The organism is Leucobacter weissii (assembly GCF_017565745.1).
Taxonomy (GTDB): Bacteria; Actinomycetota; Actinomycetes; order Actinomycetales; family Microbacteriaceae; genus Leucobacter; species Leucobacter weissii.
Genome location: NZ_JAGDYM010000007.1, coordinates 119,006 through 141,741, shown reverse-complemented (window position 1 = coordinate 141,741; position 22,736 = coordinate 119,006). Strand labels below are relative to the sequence as shown.

The following is a 22,736-nucleotide window of genomic DNA, read 5'->3' as shown; positions in this document are numbered from 1 at the left end:
CTGGTAGGTGCAGGGTGGGGTGTGACGAACTGTTACACTGACCGCAGCCTCCGGGGCTTGTGCCTACTTCCATTAGGCACAAGCCCCGGAGGGGTTCCGCGTCAGCCGGCTCCGGTCAGGAGTGGAGGCCCTCCAGGTGGAACTGCGCCTCGTAGCCGTCGAAGGCGTCGGCCGAGACGATGTTGGTCCGCCACTGCAGCCAGTACAGATCGTTATTCGTCCCCGAGTTGTCCTGGTATCCACCGGTGAGCGCGTCGAGGTAGATGCCTCCGGTGGTCGAGCTGCCGCCCACGTTGTAGGTGTTGCCGCTGCCAGCCGGGTACTCGATCCGGAAGCCGGTCAGATCGCTGGCGCTCGACTGCACCAGCTGATCGTAGCCGGCGACCACGTTGCTGTCGTCGAAACGCAGCGTCGCGGCGGAGAGGAGGTTCGCGTCGAACTGGAACGTTCCGTTCGGCCCCGCGAACTGCGTGTTCGTGCTGAACGCGCCGCCCGACTGCGTCGTGCCCAGTTTGAGCCCGCCGTTGGCGGTGCCGACGCTGTCGATCGCCGTGTACTCGCCGGATCCCGTGCGCGAGGCCGCGTTGCTGAAGTACGCCGTGGTCGAGCCGTCCTCGGGCAGCTTGACCCAGCTTCCCTCGCCGAGGTCCGGGGTCGGGTTCGCGACCGAGCCGAGGTTGCCCACGGCCTGGGTGATCGACAGGGTGCCGCTGTTCTTGTCGTAGGTCGCGGCGTGGGCGGCGGCCGGGAGGGCCACCGCGCCGAGCACGATGCCGGTCGTCGCTGCGGCAGCGACCAGGTTGCGGGTAATGATGGACTTCTTGACACTCATGATGTTTTTTCCTTTTCTGTGAGAGTGCGTTCGAATGTGCTCTGGGTACTTTGCGCTCCGTGGAGCGCAACAGTCGCTGATGTCAGGGCCTGTGATGCGGGGTCCTCCTTTCGTTTCGTGGGTGGTGCCTCCTCGCCGTCCGGCCGGCGGGGAGGAGTCTCAGTCTTCTTCTGCCGCGGGCTCGAAGGTGCCCTCCAGGTACCAGTGGCCCCAGGCACCCTGGAAGGCACCGCCGTAGATGCGGCTCGTCCAATGCAGGGTGTAGTGCTTCGTCGCCGGATCGTAGGTTCCGGTCAGCGGCGTCGCAGGCCACCCCGCGGGTGTTCCCTCGGGCTTGGGAGATCCCTGGTTGAACCAGGATCCGTTCCAGCTCGCCGTCCAGCCGGTCACCTGACCGTAGAGCTTGCCGTCCTTCTCGTAGATCTCCGGCAGCGGCGAGGGGACATCGGTGCCGAAGTCGCTCTTCGACTGCGCGTCGAACGGGGCGGTCGAGATCGAGAAGCCGACGCCGAAGAACTTCTGCGGCTGCGTGATGCGGTTCGCCAGCGCGTTGCCGGGACGGAAGCCGTCCGGTCGCAGCTCGCCGTCGAAGGCCGGCTCCGGCGGCTCCTGGTACTCGGTGGTCGAGAGCCCGCCATCCGTTCCGGGTCGCAGCAGCGTGTAGGTCTTGTCGCGAGCAGGGGAATCGTCGTTGGTGAACGGCAACCCGGTGCCCCCGATCATGCGGAAATAGGTGCCCCACGTCTTGCCCGAGGCGTCATCCTGGCCGGGGTCGAAGCGGAACAGGCCCTCGAGCTTGCGGGCGCCGGCCGGGATATCCGTCTCGACCGACACCGCGTTCGTCCGCTTGGCCGCGCTGCCGCTGGCCTTGCCGCTCACCCGCGCCTGCGCGGTCACCGTAACCGGCCCCGACAGCGCCGTGGTCTTCTTCACCGTGTATTTGCGGGAAGCGTCGATCGTCGCGGTGAACGACTCCTTCGCGTTCGTGTAGTCCGTCAGCGTCACCGCGACCGTCACCTTCTTGCGGTTCGCCGCCGTGTTCTTCAACGCCGCGGGCAACGTCACCCGCCCGGCCACCGTCACATCGCGCTCGTTCGCGAGCGTCACACTGCCGATCGTCACCGACGCTGCGGCGACCGTGACCGCGTTCTTCTTCGTGACCTTCTTGCCGCTGTTCTTGCCGCGGATCTTGGTCTGGGCGACCACGGTGAGCTTGCCGGTGAGCTTCGTCGTCTTACTGGCCGAGTAGCTGCGGTTCTTCGTGATCTTCGCGGTGAAGGTCTGCTTCTTGCCCGCACTGTCCTGCAGCGTCAGGGCGACCCGCACCTGCTTGCGGTTCTTCGCGGTGTTCGTGAACTTCTTGCCCTTCACCTTCGACGGCAGCGTCACCTTGCCCCGCACCGTGACCTTCGCCGCCTTCGCGGTGACCTTCGCAATCGTGACCTTCGCGGTCTTGCCCGCCGCGTGCGCCGGCGTCGCTGCCGTGTTCACGGCGGCGAAGAGACCCGCGACCAGGGCGAGCACCGCCAGCAGCGCCAGCAGCAGCGTCGGACGGCCGGGCCGGCGCGCCAGCAACCGGTTGTCGGGAACCAGAGGGTGTGACATCAGTGCTTCTCCAAGTGGGTGTTCGGGTGGTGTGCGGGCCGTGCGGCCAACGCCGTTCGGCTTCGAAATACGCTCGTTCAGATTTCGAATTGACTTGACGATAACTCGCTTCGACCGCGAGGCAAATACCCCCGAGACACACGAGGAAACATTCGGTAGTGTTATCTCTTTTATTACGCGAACGAATACCCCAGGGGGTGCGATTGCGCGCGGAATCGCGGTTTCATGACGATGCGCCGCACACCGTCGCGACCGTGTGGCGCCGCGCCCGACGGCTACTCCCCCTCGCCCTCCGGAGTGACGATCACGAGGGTGCCGTCGTCGAGCTGGTAGACCTCGCCCACCGAGGTGCCCTCGCCGCTGACCTCCGAGGTGTCGTCGGGAATGGTGATCTCGGTCTGCTCCTCGCTGGGGGCCGCGCTGTCCGCCGGGCTCGCAGCGCTCGCCACCGAGAGCCCCGCGACCAGGAAGGCGACCGCCAGCACGAGCCCCACGTCGAACATGTTGACCATGCTGTCGAGCGGGTCGCCGGCATCGGTGTCGCCCTGACTGTGCCTGCCGAGGCGGATCCTGCTCATCGCAGCCCCCGCCCGTGCGCCGGCTCGGCCACGGGCACGACCGCTGAGGGTCGTTGCACATGCTTGGCGACCGCGCGCTCGAGCGCGATCAGATCCTCCGAGTAGAGCCGCATCCGCACCTGGGTGATCGCGAAGGCCGCAGTGCCGACGAGCAGGCCGATCACCGTCGCCGCGAACGCCACCTGCAGATGCTCGGCCAGCAGCTGGAAGTTGCCCTCGCCCAGTTCGGCGAGGCCGGGGGTCAAGGGGATCAGCGTGCCCATCAGCCCCGCCGCCGGACCCGCCCGCACCAGCAGCCGTCCCGCGCCGAGGCGCCGCTGCACGGCCAATTCGTAATCGGCCAGCACCGCCTCGAACGCGGCGGCACCGCCGTCCGCGTCGAGAGCCGCGCCGCGCGCGGCCGCCCCGAGCCCCAGCACCGCCCGTTCGGCCAGCGGCCCGGGCGCCTTCCGCGCGAGCTCCCCGGCCCCCTCGGGACGGGCGAGCGCCTCGCGCGCCACGTGCTCCAGGCGGTTCGACCCGGACCCGGGGCGCACCCGGCGCCACCCCTCCGCGACGATCCGACCGAACTCGAACACGAGCACCACCAGCATCACCAGGATGAGGACGTGCATCGAATCACCGAGGGCGGACGAGAACAGCGAGAGGGTGTCGCTCACGACCCCCGAGGCCTCGACCAGCTCGGCGCCCTCGTCGGCCGAGGAGCCCAGCTGCGCAATCACGGCCATGTCGGAACCCCTATCTCACCCTGACGGTCACGGTGCGCGAGATACTCTTGCCACCGGCCTTCCAGATCAGCTGCACCTTGTGCTTGCCCTTCTTCGCCTTCTTGCCGACACTGAGCTTCAGGTTCACCGTCTTGTTCGCACCGCGCTTGGTCGCCGACACCGAAGCCGTCTTCTTCTTCAGCCTCAGATTCTTCGGCGCGGAGATCGAGATCTTCGTCTTCTTCAGGTTCTTCTCGGTCCAGTTCGACGCGGTCGCCTTCACCTTCGCCGTCTTGCCGCGCTTCACCGACACCGACTTCTTCGCCGTCTTCAACCCGATCGTGTTGTCGGCGAGCACGCCCTCGAGGGTCCACTCGCCCGTGAAGTTGTTGAACGGACCGCCGACGATCAGACTGCGCCACCGGATCTTGAACTTGTGGGTGCTCTTGTTGTAGGTGCCGCTGAGAGGCGAGGTGTATCCGGGGTACTTGTCGTCACCCGGTTTGGGCGAGCCCTGATTGAAGTAGATGCCGTTCCAGCCCGGCGTCCAGGCGCTGAAGTCGCCCGTCAGCTTGTTGCCGCTCAGCTTCAGCGACGGGGCGGGAGTGGGCAGGCCGCTCTGCGCGTCGGTGGGCGCCGTGTTCGGACTCCAGTAGGTGCCGAAGAACTTCTGCGGCTGCGTGATCCGCTTGGCCAGCGAGTTGAGATTCGCATCGAAGGGCTTGCTCGGCACCCGCTGGTACCGCCCCAGCTGCAGGCCTCCGTCGGTGCCCGGCTTCAGCAGCTGGTACGTCTTGTCCGGAGCGCTGGAATCGGCGTTCACGAGATACCGGTCCGTGCCGCCGGGCTGCAGCATGCGGAAGATCGTGCCGCTGTATTTCTTCGTCGTCTTGTTGTAGGTGCCCGGATCGAGCACGAGCGTGCCCTTCAGATCGGTGGCCGCCTCGGCAGCGGTCTCCGCTCCGCCGATGGGCACGAGCACCCCGGCCACCAGCGCGGCGGTGCCGGCCAGTGCGAGGGCGGCGCGGGCGAGGCGCCCGCTCAGGGTTGTCGCGTGTGTCATATTCGATCACTCCTTCAGTGAATCCGCTTTACGGCGTCGGTTGTTTGGGTTTTTCGAGTTCGGTGGTGTCGATGCGGTCGAGATCCCTGCGGTCGAGATCCCTGCGGTCGAGATCCCTGTCGAACCGGGCCGCATCGGGATCCCAGTCCGGCGCGATGTTCGCCGCCGCCCAGGCGTCCGGGGGGAGCGTCGCATCGTCCTCCGGAGGAGCGATGACCGTCCTTCTGCGGCGCCGGGTCCGCCAGATCGAGCCGAGCACGACGAGGACCAGGATCAGCCCGGCCCCGGTGAACAGCCAGGGGAAGAGCCCGAACGCGGGCACCGACGCCACCGCCTCGTAGCTCGTCACGTTGTCGCTCATCACCCCCAGCAGCGGGGTGAAGTCCTGGGTGACCGTGACCCAGCGCTCGCTGAAGGCCGTCACGGCCGGAATCTCCTTCTCGACCTTCTCGGCGCTGTAGCCCGCCTCCTGCAGTTGGGCGCCCAGCATCTGCAGACCGGCGGAGGCCATCGTGAGGTCGCCGAAATGCCCCTGGAGCTGCGTCACCTGCTCCTCGTTCTCGATCGCCGCGAACTCCTCGATCAGCTGAGCGCCCGCCGGGGCGCGATCCCAGAGCGAATACGCTGCGGGAGCGACGACGAGGCCGATGCCGATCGCCAGGGCCGCCCAGCGCAGCACCGGCCAGCTCCGACGGTGCCAGAACGTCGGGATCAGCGCCGCCAGCCCGATGAGGACGAGCAGCGCACCGGGGACCACGAAGAACCACGGGAACGCCGCGAACGGCAGCGCCGACACCTTCTCGAAGTTCGTCAGATTCGCGCTGACGGTCCCGATGAGGTTCTGGAAGTCGTCGTTGATCTGCGGCCACGTCTCCGCGAACGGCGCGAGCAGCGATTGGTCCTGCGCGAAGGACTCCTGCGCGGCGGCCTCGTCGGCATCGGGATAGAGCAGTTCGGGGCCTCTCTCGAGCGCCTCCGTCACGCCGGCGTCGAGCACGTCGACGTCCTCCTGGTAGTCGGCGAGGCGCTGCTCGGTCATATGGGGTTCGAAGGCGGCGAGCATGGCCGCCCCCTGCGGCGCCTTGTCGAACAGACCGGTGGCGAGCGGGAACAGCACCAGGGCGACCCCGACGATCGCGGCCGCCGCCGGGGCGAGCGCGCCCCGTACCCGCGCCTGCGTCCACGCGTCCGCCGTGGCCTGGACGCCCGTCGCGACCGCCGAGCGCTGCTCGAGCCGCTGGCGGCGCGCGGCGCCGATCCCGCCGAGCAGCAGCGCGGCCACGAGCACGGCGCCGAGGGCGATCGCCGCCTTCTCGGAGTCGGAGAGCCCGGCCTCATCGCCGGCCGAGGTGACGAGTTTCGGGGCCGCACTCACAGCCTGACCGGTCACGTCGCCCGAGCCGCTGCTGCTCGTCTCGCCATCGCCGTCGCCGTCCGAGTCCTCGTTCGTCGAGTCGTCGTCGGACTCGGATGTCTGCGCCTCCTGGTAGGCGCCCAGATCCTCCTCGGCGCCGTCATCGATGTTGCTGACGCCCTTCTTATCGTCGTCACCGCCGCCCGAGACTCGCTGTTTGTCCTTGTCGCCCGAATCCTCGTCGTCGTCCTTGTCCTTGTCGCCCGAATCCTTGTCCCTGTCGCCGTCGTCACCATCGTCGGGTGTCTTCCCGGCCGCGTTCTTGAATGCCACGGTCGACGCCGGTACCAGCCGCGTGCCGTTGAAGGCGGGGAACGCCTGCGCGGTGTCGAGGATCGACGGCTTATAGCTCGGGTCGATCTCCGCCACGACGTACCCGACCCCGTTCAGCAGGCCGCCCGATTTGCGATCCTGGTAGTCGGCGAGGCCGTCGAGCACCGTCTTCCCCTGGCTGGCGGTGAACGTCGCCAGATCCAGCGCCTTGAGCGCCTGCGCCGTGAAGGCGGTCGCGGCGACCTCGCCGGGCGCGGAGTTCTTGTCGGAGCGGATCGACGCCGCGATCGAGCCGTCGTTGATCTGCGCATCCTTCAGCACCTTGGTGGCGTCGGTGACCACCCGGTCGCCCTTCTTCGCGACGCCGGTCTCGGCCAGCGCCTGCAGCACCAGCGCGGTCGCGGCGCTGGTGGATCCTTTGCCGGGCTCACCCCAGCCGCCGCCCTGCGTCTCGTCGAGCAGCGATTCCGCGACGGAACGCGCCTGCGCCCTGGCCCCGTCGCTGCCCTCCGCCCAGAGCCCCAGGATGCCCAGCGCGGCCTGATGCGGATCCTTTCTCGCCGCCTCATCGGTCAACGCGGCCGCGAGCCGCCCCGCCGGATCGCCGAACGCATCGGCCGAGACGTTCTGGGTGCGATCGGACTTCGCCTGCACGATCGTCAGCAGTCCCAGCTCTTCCAGCGAACGGTAGGACGAGGCCTCCTGCGCGAGATACTCCCCCAGCTTCTTGCCGCCGATCAGCCACTCGTCATCCGGATGCTTGCCCGCGGAGAGCAGCGCCACGGCCGCCCACAGGCTCGCCTTCGGATCCGACTTCGCGCCCAGCCGGGCGCCGAAGCCGCCGTCGGTGTTCTGCCCCTCCTCGATGAAGCCGGCCGCGGCCGAGGCGTTGCCCTTGGCGTTCGCGCTCGCCGGCGCGCTGCCGCCCAGGATCCCGAGCACCAGCGCGAACACCACGACGGCCCCGACCAGTGCCCCGGCGATCGCTTCGGAGACACGCCGCCGCCCCGCACTCGGACGCCCTGGGATCATGTCTGCCTCTTCTCGGTGCTCCTGCACGGTGCCCGCACGGTGCGTCTGCTCGGCGACGCACTCGGGCGCACCCCTACTGGGTCAATGGGTCGAATAACTGGAACTTATTTCTCCAAACGTAATCGTTTATAACATGAGTGCCGAGAAACCGCCGCTCCGGACCCGCTGTGTTAAGGGGGATGACACGGAGGCCGTCGCTCAGCGCGACCCGAGCGGCGACCGAGGGCGCGACGCGCCCCGAATCCGGCACGGGTCTCGTCACGACCGGCGGATACGCGGGTGCCGTAGGCTGTTCCCATGACTGAGACCCCGACGGCGGCCGGCGGCACCACGAGCAGCGGCACGCCGGCGATCGACCGCTTCACCTGCGTCATCCCGGCCGGCGGGGTCGGCTCCCGGCTATGGCCGCTCTCCCGCGCGAAGGCCCCGAAGTTCCTGCTCGACCTCACGGGCAGCGGGGATTCCCTGCTGCGGGCGACCTGGAACCGTCTCGCGCCGATCGCGCCGCCCGAGCGGATCATGGTGGTCACCGGCAACGCCCACCGGGACTCGGTGGTCGAGCAGTTGCCCGGTCTGCTCCCGGACAACCTCGTCACCGAGAGCGAGCCCAAGGACTCCTCAGCGGCGATCGGCCTCGCCGCCGCGCTCCTCGAGCTGCGCGACCCCGACGCCATCCTCGGCTCCTTCGCCGCGGATCACGTCATCCGCGGCAGCGTGCTGTTCCAGCGCGCCGTACGCACGGCCGTACTGGCGGCCGACCGCGGATACATCGCCACCATCGGCATCCATCCGGGCCATCCGGCGACCGGTTTCGGCTATATCAAGTGCGGCTCCGCCCGCGGCGATCTCGCGGCCTTCGACGTGTACGACGTCGAGGAGTTCGTGGAGAAGCCGGACGAGGCGACCGCCCGCGACTACCTCGCCCGCGGCGGATACCTCTGGAACGCGGGCATGTTCATCGCCCGGGCGAGCGTGCTGCTCGACCAGATGGCCCTCACGGAGCCCGAGCTGGTCGCCGCGCTGCGCGAGATCGCGGAGGCCTGGAGCAGCCCCAAGCGGGCGGCAGTGGCCCGGGAACGGCTCTGGCCGAACCTGAAGAAGATCGCCATCGACTATTCGGTGGCCGAACCGGCGGCCGCCGCGGGCAAGATGGTGTGCGTCGCCGCGCACTTCGAGTGGGACGACGTGGGCGACTTCGCCTCGATCGCCGACCTGCTCACGCGGGGTCGCAAGGGCGACTTGGCGGTGCTCGGAGACGGTGCGCAGGTGCTCTCCGACGCGTCGAGCGGCATCGTCGTCTCGGAGAGCGACCGGCTCGTCGCTCTGGTCGGCATGCAGGATGTCGTGGTGGTCGACACCCCGGACGTGCTGCTCGTGACCTCGAAGCAGCACGCCCAGGACGTGAAAGGGCTCGTCACCCGGATGAAGGTGTCGGGCGGCGGCCATCTGCTCTGAGCGACCGCCGCTCGGGGCGCGCAGCACCTCGATGAGGCGCCGACGGCGAGACCGCCACGTTGCCGCGCGAAAGCTACGGTGGCTCTCTGCGCGGTAGCACTCTTGGCGAACAGGGCGACCCGGGTCCCGATGGCAAGGACGGGGGTAAGCCGATTGATGCAGCGACGGTAGGCCGATTGATGCAGGACATCCCACGCGTGATCCGATTGCGCGTCGGACAAGGCGAGATCCTGCGACCTCGCGCAGGATGACGGACGACGCTGTCGGCCGACACGTCACGGGCGGGAAGAGGATCATCTCGCGGACGAGCCGCCTCGGCACGACTCCTGCCTCACCCGTCGACCGCGCGCAGGCCGCCGCGGCCCGCGGCGTGCGCCCAGGCGAGCGACGCGGCCAGGATCGAGACCGCGACGATCATCGCCACGACTCCCGGCCACCCCGCCGCGAGGAAGGCGTAGCCGCCGGCCCAGCCGAGGAGGGTCGATCCCGCGTAGTAGCCCAGGTAGTAGAGAGAGGGGGCCAGACTCCTGCCGCTGCCGTCGGCGCGCCGACTCACCAGGGCGAGGGCGATCGAGTGCGCCCCGAAGAAACCCGCGGTGAAGACCACGAGGCCCGCGACGACCGCCGGCAGCCCGTGCAGCAGCGTCAGCGCGAGCCCCCCGAGCATCACGGCAACGCTCGCCAGGAGGAGCCCGACCGGCGGCAGCCACCTCGCGCACACCCACACGCCGCGCGATGAGAGCGCACCGCCCACATAGGCGAGGAACAACCACGACGCCTGAGAGAGGCTCAGTTCGAACGGCGCCGCCTGCAGCCTGAAGGCCAGATAATTGTACGCTGCGACGAAGCCGCCCATCAGCAGCAGCGCCTGTGCCACCATCACCATCACCCCGGGATTGCGCAGGTTCTCGAGCATGGCTCGGAACAGCGGCAGACCCGGCGGCGGTGCGATCGCGGTCGGCGGCATCAGCAGGAGGAACAGGATCGCGGAGACGGCGGCGAGCAGCGCGACGGCGAACAGTCCCCAGCGCCAGCCGAAGCACTCGCCGACGTTGGTCGCGAGGATCCTACCGAGCAGGCCGCCGATCGTGTTGCCCGCGACGAAGCTGCCGACCGCACCGCCGAGGACCAGGGGGCTGACCGTCTCCGAGAGTGCGACGACCCCGATGGCCGGAAGCCCCGCGAGGAGCAGTCCCTCGACGAGACGCGCCGCGATCAGCCACTCGAAGGTCGGCATGAAGGGGCCGGCCAGGCCGACCGCGACCGCCGCGCAGATCGCCCAGCGCAGCGCGGCGACCCGCCCGATACGGTCGCTCAGCCGCCCCCAGGGCAGCATGCCGACGGCCAGGCCGATGGTCGTGGCTCCCACCGCCAGCGAGGAGGTGCCGGCACCGACCCCGAACTCGTCCGCGAGCTCGGGCAGCAGGCCCTGCGGCGAGTAGATCTGGGCGAAGGTGGCGATGGCCGCGCAGAACAGCGCGACGAGCGCACGGCGGTATCTCGAGCTGCCCGCGGAGGCCCGCGGATCGGTCTCCGTCACTTCACGAGCGGGAAGAGGATCGTCTCGCGGATGCCGAGGCCGGTGAGCGCCATCAGCAGGCGGTCCATCCCCATGCCCATTCCCCCCGACGGGGGCATCGCGTGCTCGAGGGCGCGCAGGAAGTCCTCGTCGATGCGCATCGCCTCGTCATCGCCGCGCGCGGCCTCGGCCGCCTGCTGCACGAAGCGCTCGCGCTGCACCACGGGATCGACCAGCTCCGAGTAGCCCGTCGCCAGCTCGAAGCCGCGCACGTAGAGATCCCACTTCTCGACCACCCCCGGGACCGAGCGATGATGCCGGGTGAGCGGGCTCGTCTCCACGGGGAAGTCGAGCACGAAGGTGGGCCGGGTGAGCCGATCCTTCACGAAGTGCTCCCACAGCTCCTCGACCAGCTTGCCGTGGTTCGGCAGCCTGACCTCGACGCCCTCGCGGTCCGCGATCGCCTGCAGCTCCTCGACCGCGGTATCCGGGGTGATCTCGCGGCCGACGGCCTCGGAGAGGGTGCCGTACATCGAGATGCGATCCCACTCGCCGCCGAGATCGAAGAGCGTGCCGTCCGCCCACTCGACCACGTGGCTGCCCGCGCGCTCCGTGCCCTCGTTCACGGCGAGCGCCGCGTGCTGCACGAGCGCCTGGGTGAGATCCGCGATGCCGCGGTAGTCGCTGTAGGCCTGATAGGCCTCGAGCATCGCGAACTCGGGGCTGTGCGTGGAGTCGGCGCCCTCGTTGCGGAAGTTCCGGTTGATCTCGAAGACGCGCTCCAGCCCGCCGACGGCGGCTCGCTTCAAATACAGCTCCGGCGCGATGCGCAGGAAGAGCTCGGTGTCGAAGGCGTTCGAATGCGTGACGAACGGGCGCGCCGAGGCGCCCCCGTGCATGGTCTGCAGCATCGGGGTCTCGACCTCGATGAAGTCGCGCTCTGCGAAAGTGCGGCGGAGACTCGCCATCGTCTTCGCCCGGGTGACCACGTTGACGCGCGCCTGCTCGCGCTGGATGAGATCGAGGTAGCGCTGCCGCACCCGCGTCTCCTCGCTCAGCTCGGCGTACATGTTCGGCAGCGGCGCGATCGCCTTGGCCGCGATCCGCCACTCGTCGACCATGATCGAGAGCTCCCCGCGGCGGCTCGAGATCACCTCCCCGGCGACGAAGAGGTGATCGCCGAGATCGACGAGCTCCTTGTAGCCCGCGAGCGACTCCTCGCCCACCTCGGCGAGGCTGACCATCGCCTGGATCCGGGTGCCGTCCCCCGACTGCAGCGACGCGAAGCAGAGCTTGCCGGTGTTGCGCTGGAAGACGACACGACCGGCCACGCCCACGCGCTCGCCCGAGCGGCTGTCGGCCTCCGCCTCGAGGCCGCCCCACTTCTCGCGGATCCCCGGGATCGTCGCGGTCACCGGAACCGTCACCGGATAGGCGCCGCCGGCGAGATCCTCCCCCGCGAGCTCGTTCAGCCGCTCGCGCTTCTCCAGCCGGACGCGCTTCTGCTCGAAGACCTCCGCCTCGCTCGCCCCATCGAGAGGCGAGGGGGCGCCGTTCGGCTGTGCGGTGTTCGGCGGTGCCGAGGCGTCATTCGACGGTGCGGCGGATGCCGGCTGCTCGCTCATCGGGCTGGTTCCTCCGGGGGTCACGGGTGTCGCGCGACACGGTGTCGCGCGACGCTTGGGCGCACTGAGTCAGTCTAGGGCGTTCAGTCCGGGCGGGGCACGGCGGCGCGCAGCGCCTCCTCGACCGCGGCTCGCACGAGCCCGCCGATCACGCGATCCGGGCGCTCGACGCCCACCTCGCGCAGCGCGTCGGTCGCCTGCCGCACCACGGCTCCCGAGAACTCCGTCGCGGCCGCGATCGCATCCGCATAGGCCGCGCGATCCGAGTCGGCGACGATGACCGGCTCCGCCCCCATCTCCACGGCGAGCGCCTGGCCGATCGGCTGCACCGGGGGCGGAGCGGTCACCGCCACCGTCGCCCCGGCGAGACGCGACAGGTCGAGACTCGTCCCCGTGAACACCATCGCCGGGTGCAGCGCGAGAGGGATCACCCCGGCGCCGAGCGCCGGCGCGAACACCCGATAGCCGTGCTCCGGTGCCGTGTGCGCGGCGATCTGCCCGGGCTGCCAGGCGCCGGTCTCGGTGAGCCCGTGCACCAGCCCCGGCAATTCGGAACCGGGAACGGCGAACAGCACCAGCTCGCTCCGGCGGACCACCTCCGGAGCCTCGAGCACCGGAACCCCCGGCAGCAGGAGCTCGGCGCGCTCCCGGCTCTCCGCACTGATCGCGCTGAGCGCGGTGACCGAGTGCCCCGCGCCGGCGAGGGCGAGAGCGAGCACGGATCCCACGCGCCCCGCACCGACCACGCCGACACCGAGACGCCCCTCCCGTTCCGCGGCGCTCACGACTCGCCACCCGCCCGCGAAGGCTCGACCGGCGCCGTCGGGGCGGCCGCGGCGAGCCCCGCGGCCGCCGAGACCCCTGCGGCGTCCGCGCGATCGGCGCTCTGCACGCGGACCACCAGTCCGCCGAGCAGATCGAAGACCCGGCGCGCATCGTCGAGCGCGAGCCCCCGCAGCTCCATCCGCACCGGCCCCAGCACCGTGTGCGCCTGGATCGAGGCCAGCCCGATGGCGCGGTGGACCGCGGGCCGGCGCAGCTGCACCGACTGCGCGCGCACGAGCGGCATCGCGCTCAGCGTTCGGGTGAGCGCCCCGCGCCGGATCCGCAGGATCGCGCGCTCGTCGAGATCGGCGATCGCCTCGGCCTCGGATCCGGTACCGGCATCTGGGCCGATACCGGATCCGAGGACCACCCCGTCGATGCGGAGACCGGCGCGCCTGCGCGCGAACCACAGCACCCAGCCGGCCCCCCGGCCCGCGCCCAGATATCCCCTCCCCGAGCCGACCAGCGCGTCGCGCAGCTCGTCCGCCTCGGCAGCGCCCATGCTCCCGGGCAGCACCGTGTCGAACACGCGGAGCACATCCTCGACCAGCCCGACCGGCAGCACGGAGTTCTGCAGCTTGTTCTGACCGCCCTGCGCCAGCGAATGCCCGGCGGTCGTGATGCGCACCTTCCACCAGCCGAACGGCCGCCAGAGAATCGGCTGGAGCGCCTCGATCGCGTGGATGCGGCCGAGAGGAACCGTCTCCGTGTTCGTCGAGGTGAGGCCCGCTCCCACACGGATCCCGTCGACGCTGCGCGAGAGCACGAAGCCCCAGCCCCGGTTGAACTGATTGAACGCGATGCTGAAGGTCGCGATGACGGACGGGATGAGCAGCGCGATCAGGAACGGCTGCCAGACCAGCGCCGCCACCAGCACCCCCACGCTGATCAGCGCCGGGATGAGCAGCTCCCACCCCAGCAGGATGCTCCCGATCAGCCTCGACACCGGCACCCCCACCAGACTGCCGAGCCGGGCGGCGTCCGCCTCGATATCCGGGTCGACGAAGTCGCGCGCCCGCCGCTCGAGCGGCGCGACGAGACCCGCACGCCCGCCCGCGGGAGGCGAGTCCTCGGCGTCGCGGACCTCCCCCACCCGGTTCAGGATCTGCTCCCGCACCCGCTTGGCCTGCGCCTGGCCGAGATAGCGCAGCGACACGCGACCGCCCTGGCCCGCCGTCTGCACATCGACCTGGGTGAGACCGAGAGCGCGCGCCAGCAGAGGCCGCTGCAGGTTGACGCTCTGAATGCGATCGAGCGGAGCGCGACGGTGCTGCCGGAAGACGATGCCGCTGCGCTCCTCGACCGCCTCGCCGGAGACGCGGAAGGTGCGGAAGCGCCAGCTCAGCCAGGAGAAGAACACGATGAGCAGCAGCACCGCGAGCACGGCGAGCAGCGCGAGAATCGCGAGCCCCTCGGCGAAGACGTAGTCGATGAACTCCGTCTCGGGCGAACTCACGTCGATCTCGACGTCGACGTCCGGCCCCACGCCGCCCACGAACGGATCCGCGAAGAAGAGCTCGACCACGCGGTCGCGGAGGCTGGCGATCACGATGCCGAGGATGACCACGAAGGCGAGCCCCCCGCGCAGCAGCGGCGAGAGCGGATGCAGGCGACGCCAGTCCGCAGCATCCGCGCCGCTCCGGTCGGCCGCAGCCCCGACCTCCGCGCCCGAACCGTCGGAGCCACTCCGGTCGGTCATAAGCCCGACCTCCGTGTCTCGGCAAGCTGGACCAGCCGGTCTCGCAGTTCCTCCGCCTCGGCGAGCGTCAGGCCGGGCAGCTGCACGCCGGTGGCGACGCTCGCGGTGACGAACTTGAGCGAGGCGAGGCCCAGCGCCCGCAGGAGGGGCCCCCGTGTGACATCGACCAGCTGCAGCCGGCCGTAGGGCACGGCGACGTAGCGCTCGAAGAGGATCCCGCGCCGGAACAGCAGGTCGTCCTCCCGGAGCATGTAGCCGATGGCCCGCACTCTCCGGAAGGCGAGCACGGCGTTGAGGAGCAGGGCAAGCGCGACCGCGGCGAAGAGCAGCTGCGGGAGGAGGGGCAGCGGCTCGCCCCTCGAGATCACGATGATCGCGAAGACGGCGATCACGGCGAGCGTGAACAGCAGGCCCAGCGTCAGATCTGCCCAGGCGTACTTCGGAGAAACCCGCTGCCACTGCGAAGACTCGACCGGCCATTCCTTATCGCTCATGCTTCAAGCCTAGGCGGAGTTCCCCGGGCGTGCCGACACCGTCAGGCGGGCTGCTCGCCGGGATCGACCTCGGGCTCGGAGGTCGAACCGTCGTCGGGATCGTCCGGCGGCACGCGGCACAGCGCCTCGGCGACGACGCCGCACACGAGCAGTGCGATCCCGGCCGCGAGCACCAGGAGCATCGGCACCCAGGTCGCCGGGGGCGGCGCGACGCTCCGGCTGAGCAGTTGGAGCGCCAGGCCGGCTCCGAAGCCCGCGAACAGCGACCCGGCGAACTGGCCGGCCCGCGCGCCGGCCAGCAGCCGGACGGCGTGGAACGGATTGACGCCCCCCGCGGAGGCGCGGGTCACCGCGCGGCGGAGCATGATCCCGAGCACGAGCAGCACGGCCGCGATCACGCCGAGTGTGGCCGCGAGCGAGGTCGGCGGAACGAACGGCGGGCTGCCCTGCGAGGAGAGGAGCACCTGCAGCAGCAGGCCGACCGCGGCGCCGATCGCGGCGAGGGCGAGCAGCCAGAGCGGCGAGGTGCGCTGCAGCTTAGGCATGGTCGTCATTCCCGAACGGCGTCGTCGTGTCGCCGACGCGGGCGAGCAGCGCGTCGACGCGGCCGTGCCCGAGCAGCACCGCGTCCGGGTCGAGGTCGAGCCAGGGCGAGAGCACGAAGTCGCGCTCGTGCGCGCGCGGGTGCGGCACGGTCAGTCGCTCATCGGCGACCACCCGCCCGCCGTAGAGGATCAGGTCGACGTCGAGCGTGCGGTCGGCCCAGCGATCGGCGGGATCGCTGCCGCGCGCGCGGCCGTGCCGGGCCTCGACGGCCTGGAGCAGGTCGAGCAGCTCATGGGGGTTCAGCGAGGTCTCCGCGAGCGCGACGCCGTTCAGGTAGCGGGGCGCATCGGGGTCCGGCCCGTCGACCGTGAGCGCCACGGTCTCCCGCAGAGGGGAGGCCCGGAGCGCGCGCACGCCGGGCGCCGCCCCGATCTCCCGCTGGGCGGATGCGATCGCGCTCCGCCGATCGCCGAGGTTGGCGCCGAAGGCGAGGAGGATCGGGACGATCTGCGCGATCATGGCGCGCCTCCGTGCTGCTCGCGCGCGTGGGGCGTTCCGTGAGCCTCTCGCACCACCGTGACCGACACGTCGGCGAACTCGGCTCGGATGGGGGCGTCCGGTTTGTGCACCGTCACGCGCGCCTCGGACACCCGGCCGAAGCCGAGCGCGACCTCGGCCACGCGCTCGGCGACGGTCTCGATGAGGTCGACCGGGTCCCGCCGGACCGCGGCCACGATGGCCTCCGCCAGTTCGCCGTAGTGCACCGTCGCGGCGAGGTCGTCCCCGCCCGCGGCCGGCGCCAGGTCGAGGCTCAGCTCCGCGTCGATGAGGAATCTCTGCCCGTTCGCCCGCTCGTCGGCGTACACGCCGTGGTGCGCGAAGACCTCGAGCCCGGTCAGGGCGATGCGGTCGGCTCCGCCCGCCCGGATGGGCGCGACGGGCGCGGGGCCGGAGGACCGCCGGCCCGCGGCCCAGGCCTCCGATACGGCGAGCGCGCGAGCCGTCGACGCCGCCTCGTGCACCCGCACGCCCCAGACGCCGGCACCGGCGGCGAGCGCGCTGACCACCGCGGTGCCGAGATCGAGGTCGCGCTCGGACCCGGCCTCCGTCGGTCTCGAGGAACCCGACGGAGGCGCCGCGCCGGCCGGGGACACCCGGGAGGCCGCCAGGGTCTCGGCGATCATCCGCTTGCGGGAGATCCCGACGAGCACCGGATGTCCGAGCCTGCGGAGTTCCGGGATACCGGCCAGCAGTCGCCACCCCTGCTCCGCGGTCTTGTCGAATCCGAGGCCGGGATCGAGCACGATCCGCTCGGGGGCGATTCCCGCGGAGACGGCGGCCTCCGCCAGGCGGGCCAGCTCGTCGGCCACCTCGAGCACGACGTCGGCGTAGCCGGAGCGGCGGTGCGCCGGATCCGGGATGCCTCTCCAGTGCATCGCGATATAGGTGACGCCCGCGTCGGCCACGACCCCGTGCATCGCGGGATCGTGCAGTCCTCCGGAGACGTCGTTGACGATGCTCGCTCCGGCGGCGACGGCGGCCCGGGCGGTCTCGGCGTGCAGCGTGTCGATCGACACGGCGACGCCGTGCGAGGCGAGCGCCTCGACGACCGGCACCACCCGTCTCTGCTCCTCGGCGGGCGGCACGGGAGCGGCCCCGGGACGCGTCGACTCGCCGCCGACGTCGACCACGTCGGCGCCCTGCGCGGCCAGTTCCAGACCGCGGGCGACGGCGGCCCCGGTCGCGAGGAATCTGCCGCCGTCGCTGAACGAGTCGGGCGTGACGTTGAGGATCCCGAGCACGAGCGGGCGGGCGCCGTCTCGCGCGAGGCCGGGCGGCGCGTCGGGGACCCGCCCGTGCTGCACGATCCGTTCAGGCACGATCCGCCCCGATCAGCGCCAGCACCTCGGCTCGCTCTCCGGAGCGGGCGAGCGATCCCCGCGAGGCCAGCGAGACGGCGAGAGCCTCGGTCTGCCGCACGCCCCGGTCGGCGACGCAGCCGTGCGACGCTTCGAGCACCACCAGCACCCCCTCCGGCTCCAGTCCGGCCTCGATCGCCTCGGCGATCTGCTCCCCCAGCCGTTCCTGGAGCTGCGGGCGCGCGGCCAGCGTCTCCACGACGCGCGGGATGGCCCCCAGGCCGACGACCCTCCTGCCCGGCCGGTAGGCCACATGGGCCCGGCCGCGGAACGGCAGCAGGTGGTGCTCGCACACCGAGCGCAGCGCGATATCGCGCACGATCACCAGCTCGCCGGTCTGCTCTCCGACGGGGACCGCATCGCGCAGGTGCACGAGCGGATCCGCGCCCACCCCCGCGAAGAACTCGGCGTAGGCCTCCGCCACCCGGGCGGGGGTCTGGGAGAACGCCTCGTCGTCGGGATCCTCGCCGATCGCGCTGAGCAGCTCGCGCACCGCCGCGGCGACGCGCTGTCGATCGACGCGTGCGCTCACGGCTGCTTCGGCTCCGTGTCCGCCGGACCGCCGCTCCCGGGTTCCCGCCCGATCGAGCCGTGCTCGGCCGGGTCGGGGGCCTCGTTCCCGTCGGGGGCCTCGGTTTCGTCGTGAGCCTCGGCGGCGCCGGTCTGCTCGAGCGGCCCGTCGGTGCGGACGATCTTGGGCACCTCGATGGGCGGGAGATCGCTGACCGGGCGGTCGGCGCTCGAGAGCCACTGCGGCCGCGGAGGCAGCTTCACCACGTCGGCGAAGATCTCCGCGATCTGGAGATGGTCCAGCGTCTCCTTCTCCATCAGCTCCCCGGCGAGGCGGTCGAGCACCGCCCGGTTGCTCACGAGCGCCCGGTAGGCCTCGTCGTGCCCCTGCTCGATGATCGCGCGGACCTCCGCGTCCAGCGACACGGCCACGCCCTCGCTGTAGTCACGGGTGCTGCCGAACTCGCCGAGATACGGCGAAGCCTGCGCCTGCCCCAGCTTGACCGGACCCAGGGAGGCCGACATGCCGTAGTCGGTCACCATCTTGCGCGCGGTCCCGGTCGCCTTCTCGATGTCGTTGCCCGCGCCGGTGGTGGGATCGTGGAAGACCAGCTCCTCCGCGACACGGCCGCCGAGCGCGTAGGCGATCTGGTCCTGCAGCTCGTTGCGCGAGACCGAGTACTTGTCTTCGAGCGGAATCACCATCGTGTATCCCAGGGCACGGCCGCGGGGCAGAATCGTGATCTTCGTCACCGGGTCGGTGTGGTTGAGCGCCGCCGCCACGAGCGCGTGCCCGCCCTCGTGGTAGGCCGTGATGAGCTTCTCGCGGTCCTTCATCACCCGCGTGCGCCGCTGCGGGCCCGCGATGACCCGGTCGATCGCCTCGTCGAGCGCCCGGTTGTCGATCAGCTGGGCGTTCGAGCGCGCCGTGAGCAGCGCCGCCTCGTTGAGCACGTTCGCGAGGTCGGCGCCCGAGAAGCCGGGGGTCTTGCGCGCCACCACGTCGAGGTCGACGTTCTTCGAGAGCGGCTTGCCCTTGGCGTGGACCTCGAGAATGGCGCGGCGGCCCTTCATGTCCGGCGCGTCCACGCCGATCTGCCGATCGAAGCGTCCGGGTCGCAGCAGCGCCGGGTCGAGCATGTCCGGCCGGTTGGTGGCCGCGATCAGGATCACGTTGGTCTTCGGGTCGAAGCCGTCCATCTCGACCAGCAGCTGGTTGAGCGTCTGCTCGCGCTCGTCGTGCCCGCCGCCCATGCCCTGCCCGCGGCGCTGCCCGACGGCGTCGATCTCGTCGACGAAGATGATCGCCGGAGCGTTCGCTTTCGCCTCCTTGAACAGATCGCGCACGCGGCTGGCGCCCACGCCGACGAACATCTCGACGAAGTCCGAGCCGGAGATCGAGTAGAAGGGTACCCCGGCCTCGCCCGCGACCGCGCGCGCGAGCAGGGTCTTGCCCGTGCCGGGGGGGCCGTAGAGCAGGACGCCCTTCGGGATGCGGGCGCCGACCGCCTGGAATCTCGAGGCGTCCTCCAGGAAGTCCTTGATCTCGTAGAGCTCGTCGACGGCCTCGTCCGAGCCCGCCACGTCGGCGAAGGTGACCTTGGGCGTGTCCTTCGAGATGAGCTTGGCGCGCGACTTGCCGAACTGCATCACCTTGTTGCCGCCCCCCTGCATCGAGGAGAGCATCCACCAGAAGAAGAGGCCGATCAGCAGCAGCGGCAGCAGGAAGCCCAGGATCGACCAGAGCGCGTTGGGCTGGGGCACCTTGTCGTTGTACCCGTCCGCGGGCTTCGCGGCGGTGACCGCCTCCACCACCGCGTCCCCGCGCTGCGAGACGTAGTAGAAGAACAGCTCCGTCGCCCCCGTCTCGGAGTCGGCCTCCGAGAGCGTCAGGTTGACCCGCTGATCCCCGTCGATGATCTCGGCCTTCGACACCGTGCCGGAGTCGAGCACCTCGAGGCCGCGCTGAGTGGTGATCTCGCGCACCCCGGATCCCGACAGCAGGCTCCAGCCGAGCAGGACGATGAGCGGGGCCAGGATCAGGTAGAGCAGCGGGCCCTTGAACAGCCTCTTCGCCGTCGATCCCTTGTTTGCGGTTTCAGCCAATGTGCGGCCTTTCTGGGGTGGTGAACTGCCCCAAGCGTAGCCGCCGCCGCCGACATCGCCGCTGTGCGTCCGCTGGAGGCGGACACCGCGCGCGGACTATTCCGCGTAGACGTGCTCGGCGAGCACCGCGACGTCGCGCAGGTTGCGGTAGCGCTCCGCGTAGTCGAGCCCGTATCCCACCACGAAGTCGGTGGGGATGTCGAAGCCGACGTAGGCGACGTCGACCTCGACCTTGGCGGCGTCGGGCTTGCGGAGCATCGTGCAGATGCGCACGGAGCGCGCCCCGCGCGACGCGAGATTCTCCTGCAGCCAGGAGAGGGTCAGCCCGGAGTCGATGATGTCCTCGACGATGAGCACGTCGCGGCCAGCGATCTCGGTGTCGAGATCCTTGAGGATCCGCACCACGCCGCTCGACTTGGTGCTCGCGCCGTAGGACGACACCGCCATCCAGTCCATCTCCGCGTGGAAGCGGAGCTCCCGAGCCAGATCGGCCATCACCATGACGGCGCCCTTGAGGACCCCCACGAGCAGGGGCGGCTCGTCGGCGGAGTAGTCCGCCTCGATCGCGCGCGCCAGCTCGGCGAGGCGGGTCTTCAGCTCGGCCTCGGTCACCAGGATCCGCGCGAGGTCGTCGCCCAGGCTGTTCGCGTCCATGCGCCAATCGTATCGCCCGCCCACGTTGATCCGGCGGCAGCGGGGGCCCGTGCCGCCCGAAACGCCCCACGACTGCCGGATGACACGGCCGCCTCAATCGAGGCGCGTCGCACGGAGGACCAGCCGGCCCCCGCGGCGATGCGCCACGAGACCGGGCGCGTGGATCGGCCCCTGCCCGCGCCAGTCGACGGCGAGCGCGGCGACCGCGGTGGTGTGCACCCGTCCGAGCTGCGAGCCGAGCTCGGCGGCGACGGCCCGGATGATGCGGTTGCGGATCGCGGGGGGTCGGGCGGCCAGGTCGGCGACCGCGATCGACGCCTCGCCGTCGCCCCGGATCACGACCCCGGCGGCCGCCGCGGTCCGCTCCTCGGCGAGAGCGTCGAGCGCATCGGCGTCCTCGCGCGCGAGTTCGGCGGTGCGGGCGAGGTTCGCGGCGACGCCCGGGCCGATCTCCTGTTCGAGCAGGGGGATGATCCGCTCCCGCACGCGCGAGCGCGCGAACGACGGATCCGAGTTGTGCGGATCGCGCCAGGGCTCGAGTCCCTGGGCGAGGCAGGCGCGCTCGGTGCGTTCGCGGCTCACCGCGAGCAGCGGCCTCAGGATCGGCCCGCGCCGCGGCGGGATGCCCGCGAGTGCGCGCGTGCCCGAGCCGCGCGCGAGCGCGAGCAGCACCTGCTCGGCCTGGTCGTCGCGGGTGTGGGCCGTCAGCAGCGCATCGGCGCCCAGCTCGACTCGAGCGGACTCGAGCGCCGCGTACCGCGCCGCGCGCGCCGCGCCCTCGGGGCCGTCGGGGGCGTCCGTCGGCACCGCGACCCGCCGCACGACGACGGGACCGAGCCCCAGTCGGCGCGCCTGATCAGCCGCCCGCGCCGCCACCGTCGCCGACGCCGCCTGCAGGCCGTGATCCACCACCGCCGCCCCGGCGCGCCAGCCGAGACGCGGGGCCTCGAAGGCGAGCGCCGCCGCGAGGGCGAGCGAGTCGGCCCCGCCGGAGAGCGCGACGAGCACGAGCGGCCCCGGATCCCGCTGCTCGCTATCCTCGTCGCCGAGAGGCTGGCCGCCCCGCAGCTCGCCGAGCGCGTGCCGCACCGCGACCCGGATCTCGGCGACGGCGGGATCCGGCCTGCCCCGGGTCCGCGCAGGCTCGTTGCTGCTCACCCCTCCAAGCTACCCCCTCGCTCCCCTCTCCCCTGCTCTCTCGTCCGCTCCCCGCTGCGCACCGACGCGTGGACCCGTTCTGCCCTTTCATCCCTCGGGAAGGGGCGATACGGGTCCAATCCCGGGGGTCGGCGAGCAGGACATCCGGGGTAGGGTGGTTGAGCGGGCGAGAGGCAGGCCCGTCAGGAGCACCTCACCGAGCACAGAACACAAGGAGACGCGCGTGACCGCAGCATTCGACGCCGTGATCGAGATCCCCAAGGGCAGCCGCAACAAGTACGAGGTCGACCACGAGACCGGGCGCGTGTACCTCGATCGGGTGCTCTACACCGGATTCGTCTATCCGGCCGACTACGGCTTCTTCGAGGAGACGCTCGGCGAGGACGGCGATCCGCTCGACGTGCTCGTGCTGCTCGACTACCCGGTGTTCCCGGGGGTGGGCGTGAAGGTGCGCCCGGTCGGCGTGCTGCGGATGAGCGACGAGGCCGGCGGCGACGACAAGGTCGTCGCGGTGCAGCACAAGGATCCGCGCTGGGCCCACATCCAGGATGTGGCCGACATCCCGGAGTACACCCGCAAGGAGATCGAGCACTTCTTCGAGCACTACAAGGATCTGGAGCCGGGCAAGTGGGTCAAGGTCGACGCCTGGGGCTCGGCCGCCGAGGCGGAGCGGTTGATCGCCGAGGCGCGTGAGCGCCTCGCGAACGAGCACTGAGGCTTTC

General features: G+C 70.8%; 20 protein-coding genes. 2 read left to right on the top strand and 18 right to left on the bottom strand.

Going from position 1 to position 22,736, the window contains the following annotated elements:
• Positions 1-115 precede the first annotated feature (115 nt).
• From J4H92_RS06875 to J4H92_RS06850, 6 genes are all read right to left on the bottom strand, one after another.
• Positions 116-832 (bottom strand): hypothetical protein, encoded by a 717-nt coding sequence (locus J4H92_RS06875; RefSeq protein ID WP_208097441.1) that lies wholly within the window; start codon positions 830-832, stop codon positions 116-118.
• A 159-nt stretch (positions 833-991) separates the two neighbouring features.
• Positions 992-2,437 carry a hypothetical protein gene (locus J4H92_RS06870; RefSeq protein WP_208097440.1) on the bottom strand — a complete coding sequence of 482 codons (1,446 nt, stop codon included), beginning with the start codon at positions 2,435-2,437 and terminating at the stop codon, positions 992-994.
• Between the two features lie 275 nt (positions 2,438-2,712).
• Positions 2,713-3,015, bottom strand: coding sequence for a DUF2149 domain-containing protein (locus J4H92_RS06865; protein ID WP_208097439.1), 303 nt, complete (start codon positions 3,013-3,015; stop codon positions 2,713-2,715).
• Positions 3,012-3,743: a MotA/TolQ/ExbB proton channel family protein gene (locus J4H92_RS06860; RefSeq protein ID WP_208097438.1), complete on the bottom strand. Its 732-nt coding sequence runs from the start codon at positions 3,741-3,743 to the stop codon at positions 3,012-3,014. The genes J4H92_RS06865 and J4H92_RS06860 overlap by 4 nt, the downstream gene beginning before the upstream one ends.
• 10 nt (positions 3,744-3,753) lie before the next feature.
• Positions 3,754-4,785 carry an NEW3 domain-containing protein gene (locus J4H92_RS06855; RefSeq protein ID WP_208097437.1) on the bottom strand — a complete coding sequence of 344 codons (1,032 nt, stop codon included), beginning with the start codon at positions 4,783-4,785 and terminating at the stop codon, positions 3,754-3,756.
• Between the two features lie 28 nt (positions 4,786-4,813).
• On the bottom strand, positions 4,814-7,504 hold the full coding sequence (locus J4H92_RS06850; protein WP_208097436.1) for a DUF308 domain-containing protein: 2,691 nt from the start codon (positions 7,502-7,504) through the stop codon (positions 4,814-4,816).
• Between the two features lie 297 nt (positions 7,505-7,801).
• On the opposite strand from J4H92_RS06850, the gene J4H92_RS06845 reads away from it, so the two are divergent.
• A complete protein-coding gene (locus J4H92_RS06845; RefSeq protein ID WP_208097435.1) occupies positions 7,802-8,959 on the top strand; it encodes a mannose-1-phosphate guanylyltransferase in 1,158 nt (385 codons plus the stop codon).
• 331 nt (positions 8,960-9,290) lie between these two features.
• On the opposite strand, the gene J4H92_RS06840 is transcribed toward J4H92_RS06845, so the two are convergent.
• The 12 genes from J4H92_RS06840 to tilS form a co-directional block, all read right to left on the bottom strand.
• Positions 9,291-10,499, bottom strand: a complete 1,209-nt coding sequence (locus J4H92_RS06840) for an MFS transporter (protein WP_208097434.1) — start codon at positions 10,497-10,499, stop codon at positions 9,291-9,293.
• Complete coding sequence (gene lysS / locus J4H92_RS06835; protein WP_208097433.1) at positions 10,496-12,103, bottom strand: lysine--tRNA ligase; 1,608 nt, start codon at positions 12,101-12,103, stop codon at positions 10,496-10,498. Before lysS ends, J4H92_RS06840 begins: the two co-directional genes overlap by 4 nt.
• Positions 12,104-12,186: 83 nt before the next feature.
• Complete coding sequence (locus tag J4H92_RS06830; RefSeq protein WP_208097432.1) at positions 12,187-12,888, bottom strand: DUF2520 domain-containing protein; 702 nt, start codon at positions 12,886-12,888, stop codon at positions 12,187-12,189.
• Positions 12,885-14,627 carry a PH domain-containing protein gene (locus tag J4H92_RS06825; protein WP_208097431.1) on the bottom strand — a complete coding sequence of 581 codons (1,743 nt, stop codon included), beginning with the start codon at positions 14,625-14,627 and terminating at the stop codon, positions 12,885-12,887. Before J4H92_RS06825 ends, J4H92_RS06830 begins: the two co-directional genes overlap by 4 nt.
• Positions 14,624-15,121, bottom strand: a complete 498-nt coding sequence (locus J4H92_RS06820) for a PH domain-containing protein (protein ID WP_208097430.1) — start codon at positions 15,119-15,121, stop codon at positions 14,624-14,626. The genes J4H92_RS06825 and J4H92_RS06820 overlap by 4 nt, the downstream gene beginning before the upstream one ends.
• A gap of 41 nt (positions 15,122-15,162) precedes the next feature.
• On the bottom strand, positions 15,163-15,666 hold the full coding sequence (locus tag J4H92_RS06815) for a DUF3180 domain-containing protein (protein WP_208097429.1): 504 nt from the start codon (positions 15,664-15,666) through the stop codon (positions 15,163-15,165).
• Positions 15,659-16,186, bottom strand: a complete 528-nt coding sequence (gene folK, locus J4H92_RS06810) for a 2-amino-4-hydroxy-6-hydroxymethyldihydropteridine diphosphokinase (RefSeq protein WP_208097428.1) — start codon at positions 16,184-16,186, stop codon at positions 15,659-15,661. The genes J4H92_RS06815 and folK overlap by 8 nt, the downstream gene beginning before the upstream one ends.
• On the bottom strand, positions 16,183-17,547 hold the full coding sequence (gene folP / locus J4H92_RS15715; protein WP_341783024.1) for a dihydropteroate synthase: 1,365 nt from the start codon (positions 17,545-17,547) through the stop codon (positions 16,183-16,185). Before folP ends, folK begins: the two co-directional genes overlap by 4 nt.
• Positions 17,540-18,118: a GTP cyclohydrolase I FolE gene (folE, locus tag J4H92_RS06800; RefSeq protein ID WP_208097427.1), complete on the bottom strand. Its 579-nt coding sequence runs from the start codon at positions 18,116-18,118 to the stop codon at positions 17,540-17,542. Before folE ends, folP begins: the two co-directional genes overlap by 8 nt.
• Positions 18,115-20,202 (bottom strand): ATP-dependent zinc metalloprotease FtsH, encoded by a 2,088-nt coding sequence (gene ftsH / locus J4H92_RS06795; RefSeq protein WP_208097426.1) that lies wholly within the window; start codon positions 20,200-20,202, stop codon positions 18,115-18,117. Before ftsH ends, folE begins: the two co-directional genes overlap by 4 nt.
• A gap of 96 nt (positions 20,203-20,298) precedes the next feature.
• Positions 20,299-20,856, bottom strand: coding sequence for a hypoxanthine phosphoribosyltransferase (gene hpt, locus J4H92_RS06790; protein WP_208097425.1), 558 nt, complete (start codon positions 20,854-20,856; stop codon positions 20,299-20,301).
• A 93-nt stretch (positions 20,857-20,949) separates the two neighbouring features.
• Positions 20,950-22,014, bottom strand: a complete 1,065-nt coding sequence (gene tilS / locus J4H92_RS06785) for a tRNA lysidine(34) synthetase TilS (protein ID WP_208097424.1) — start codon at positions 22,012-22,014, stop codon at positions 20,950-20,952.
• A gap of 223 nt (positions 22,015-22,237) precedes the next feature.
• On the opposite strand from tilS, the gene ppa reads away from it, so the two are divergent.
• On the top strand, positions 22,238-22,729 hold the full coding sequence (gene ppa / locus J4H92_RS06780; protein ID WP_208097423.1) for an inorganic diphosphatase: 492 nt from the start codon (positions 22,238-22,240) through the stop codon (positions 22,727-22,729).
• Positions 22,730-22,736 lie beyond the last annotated feature (7 nt).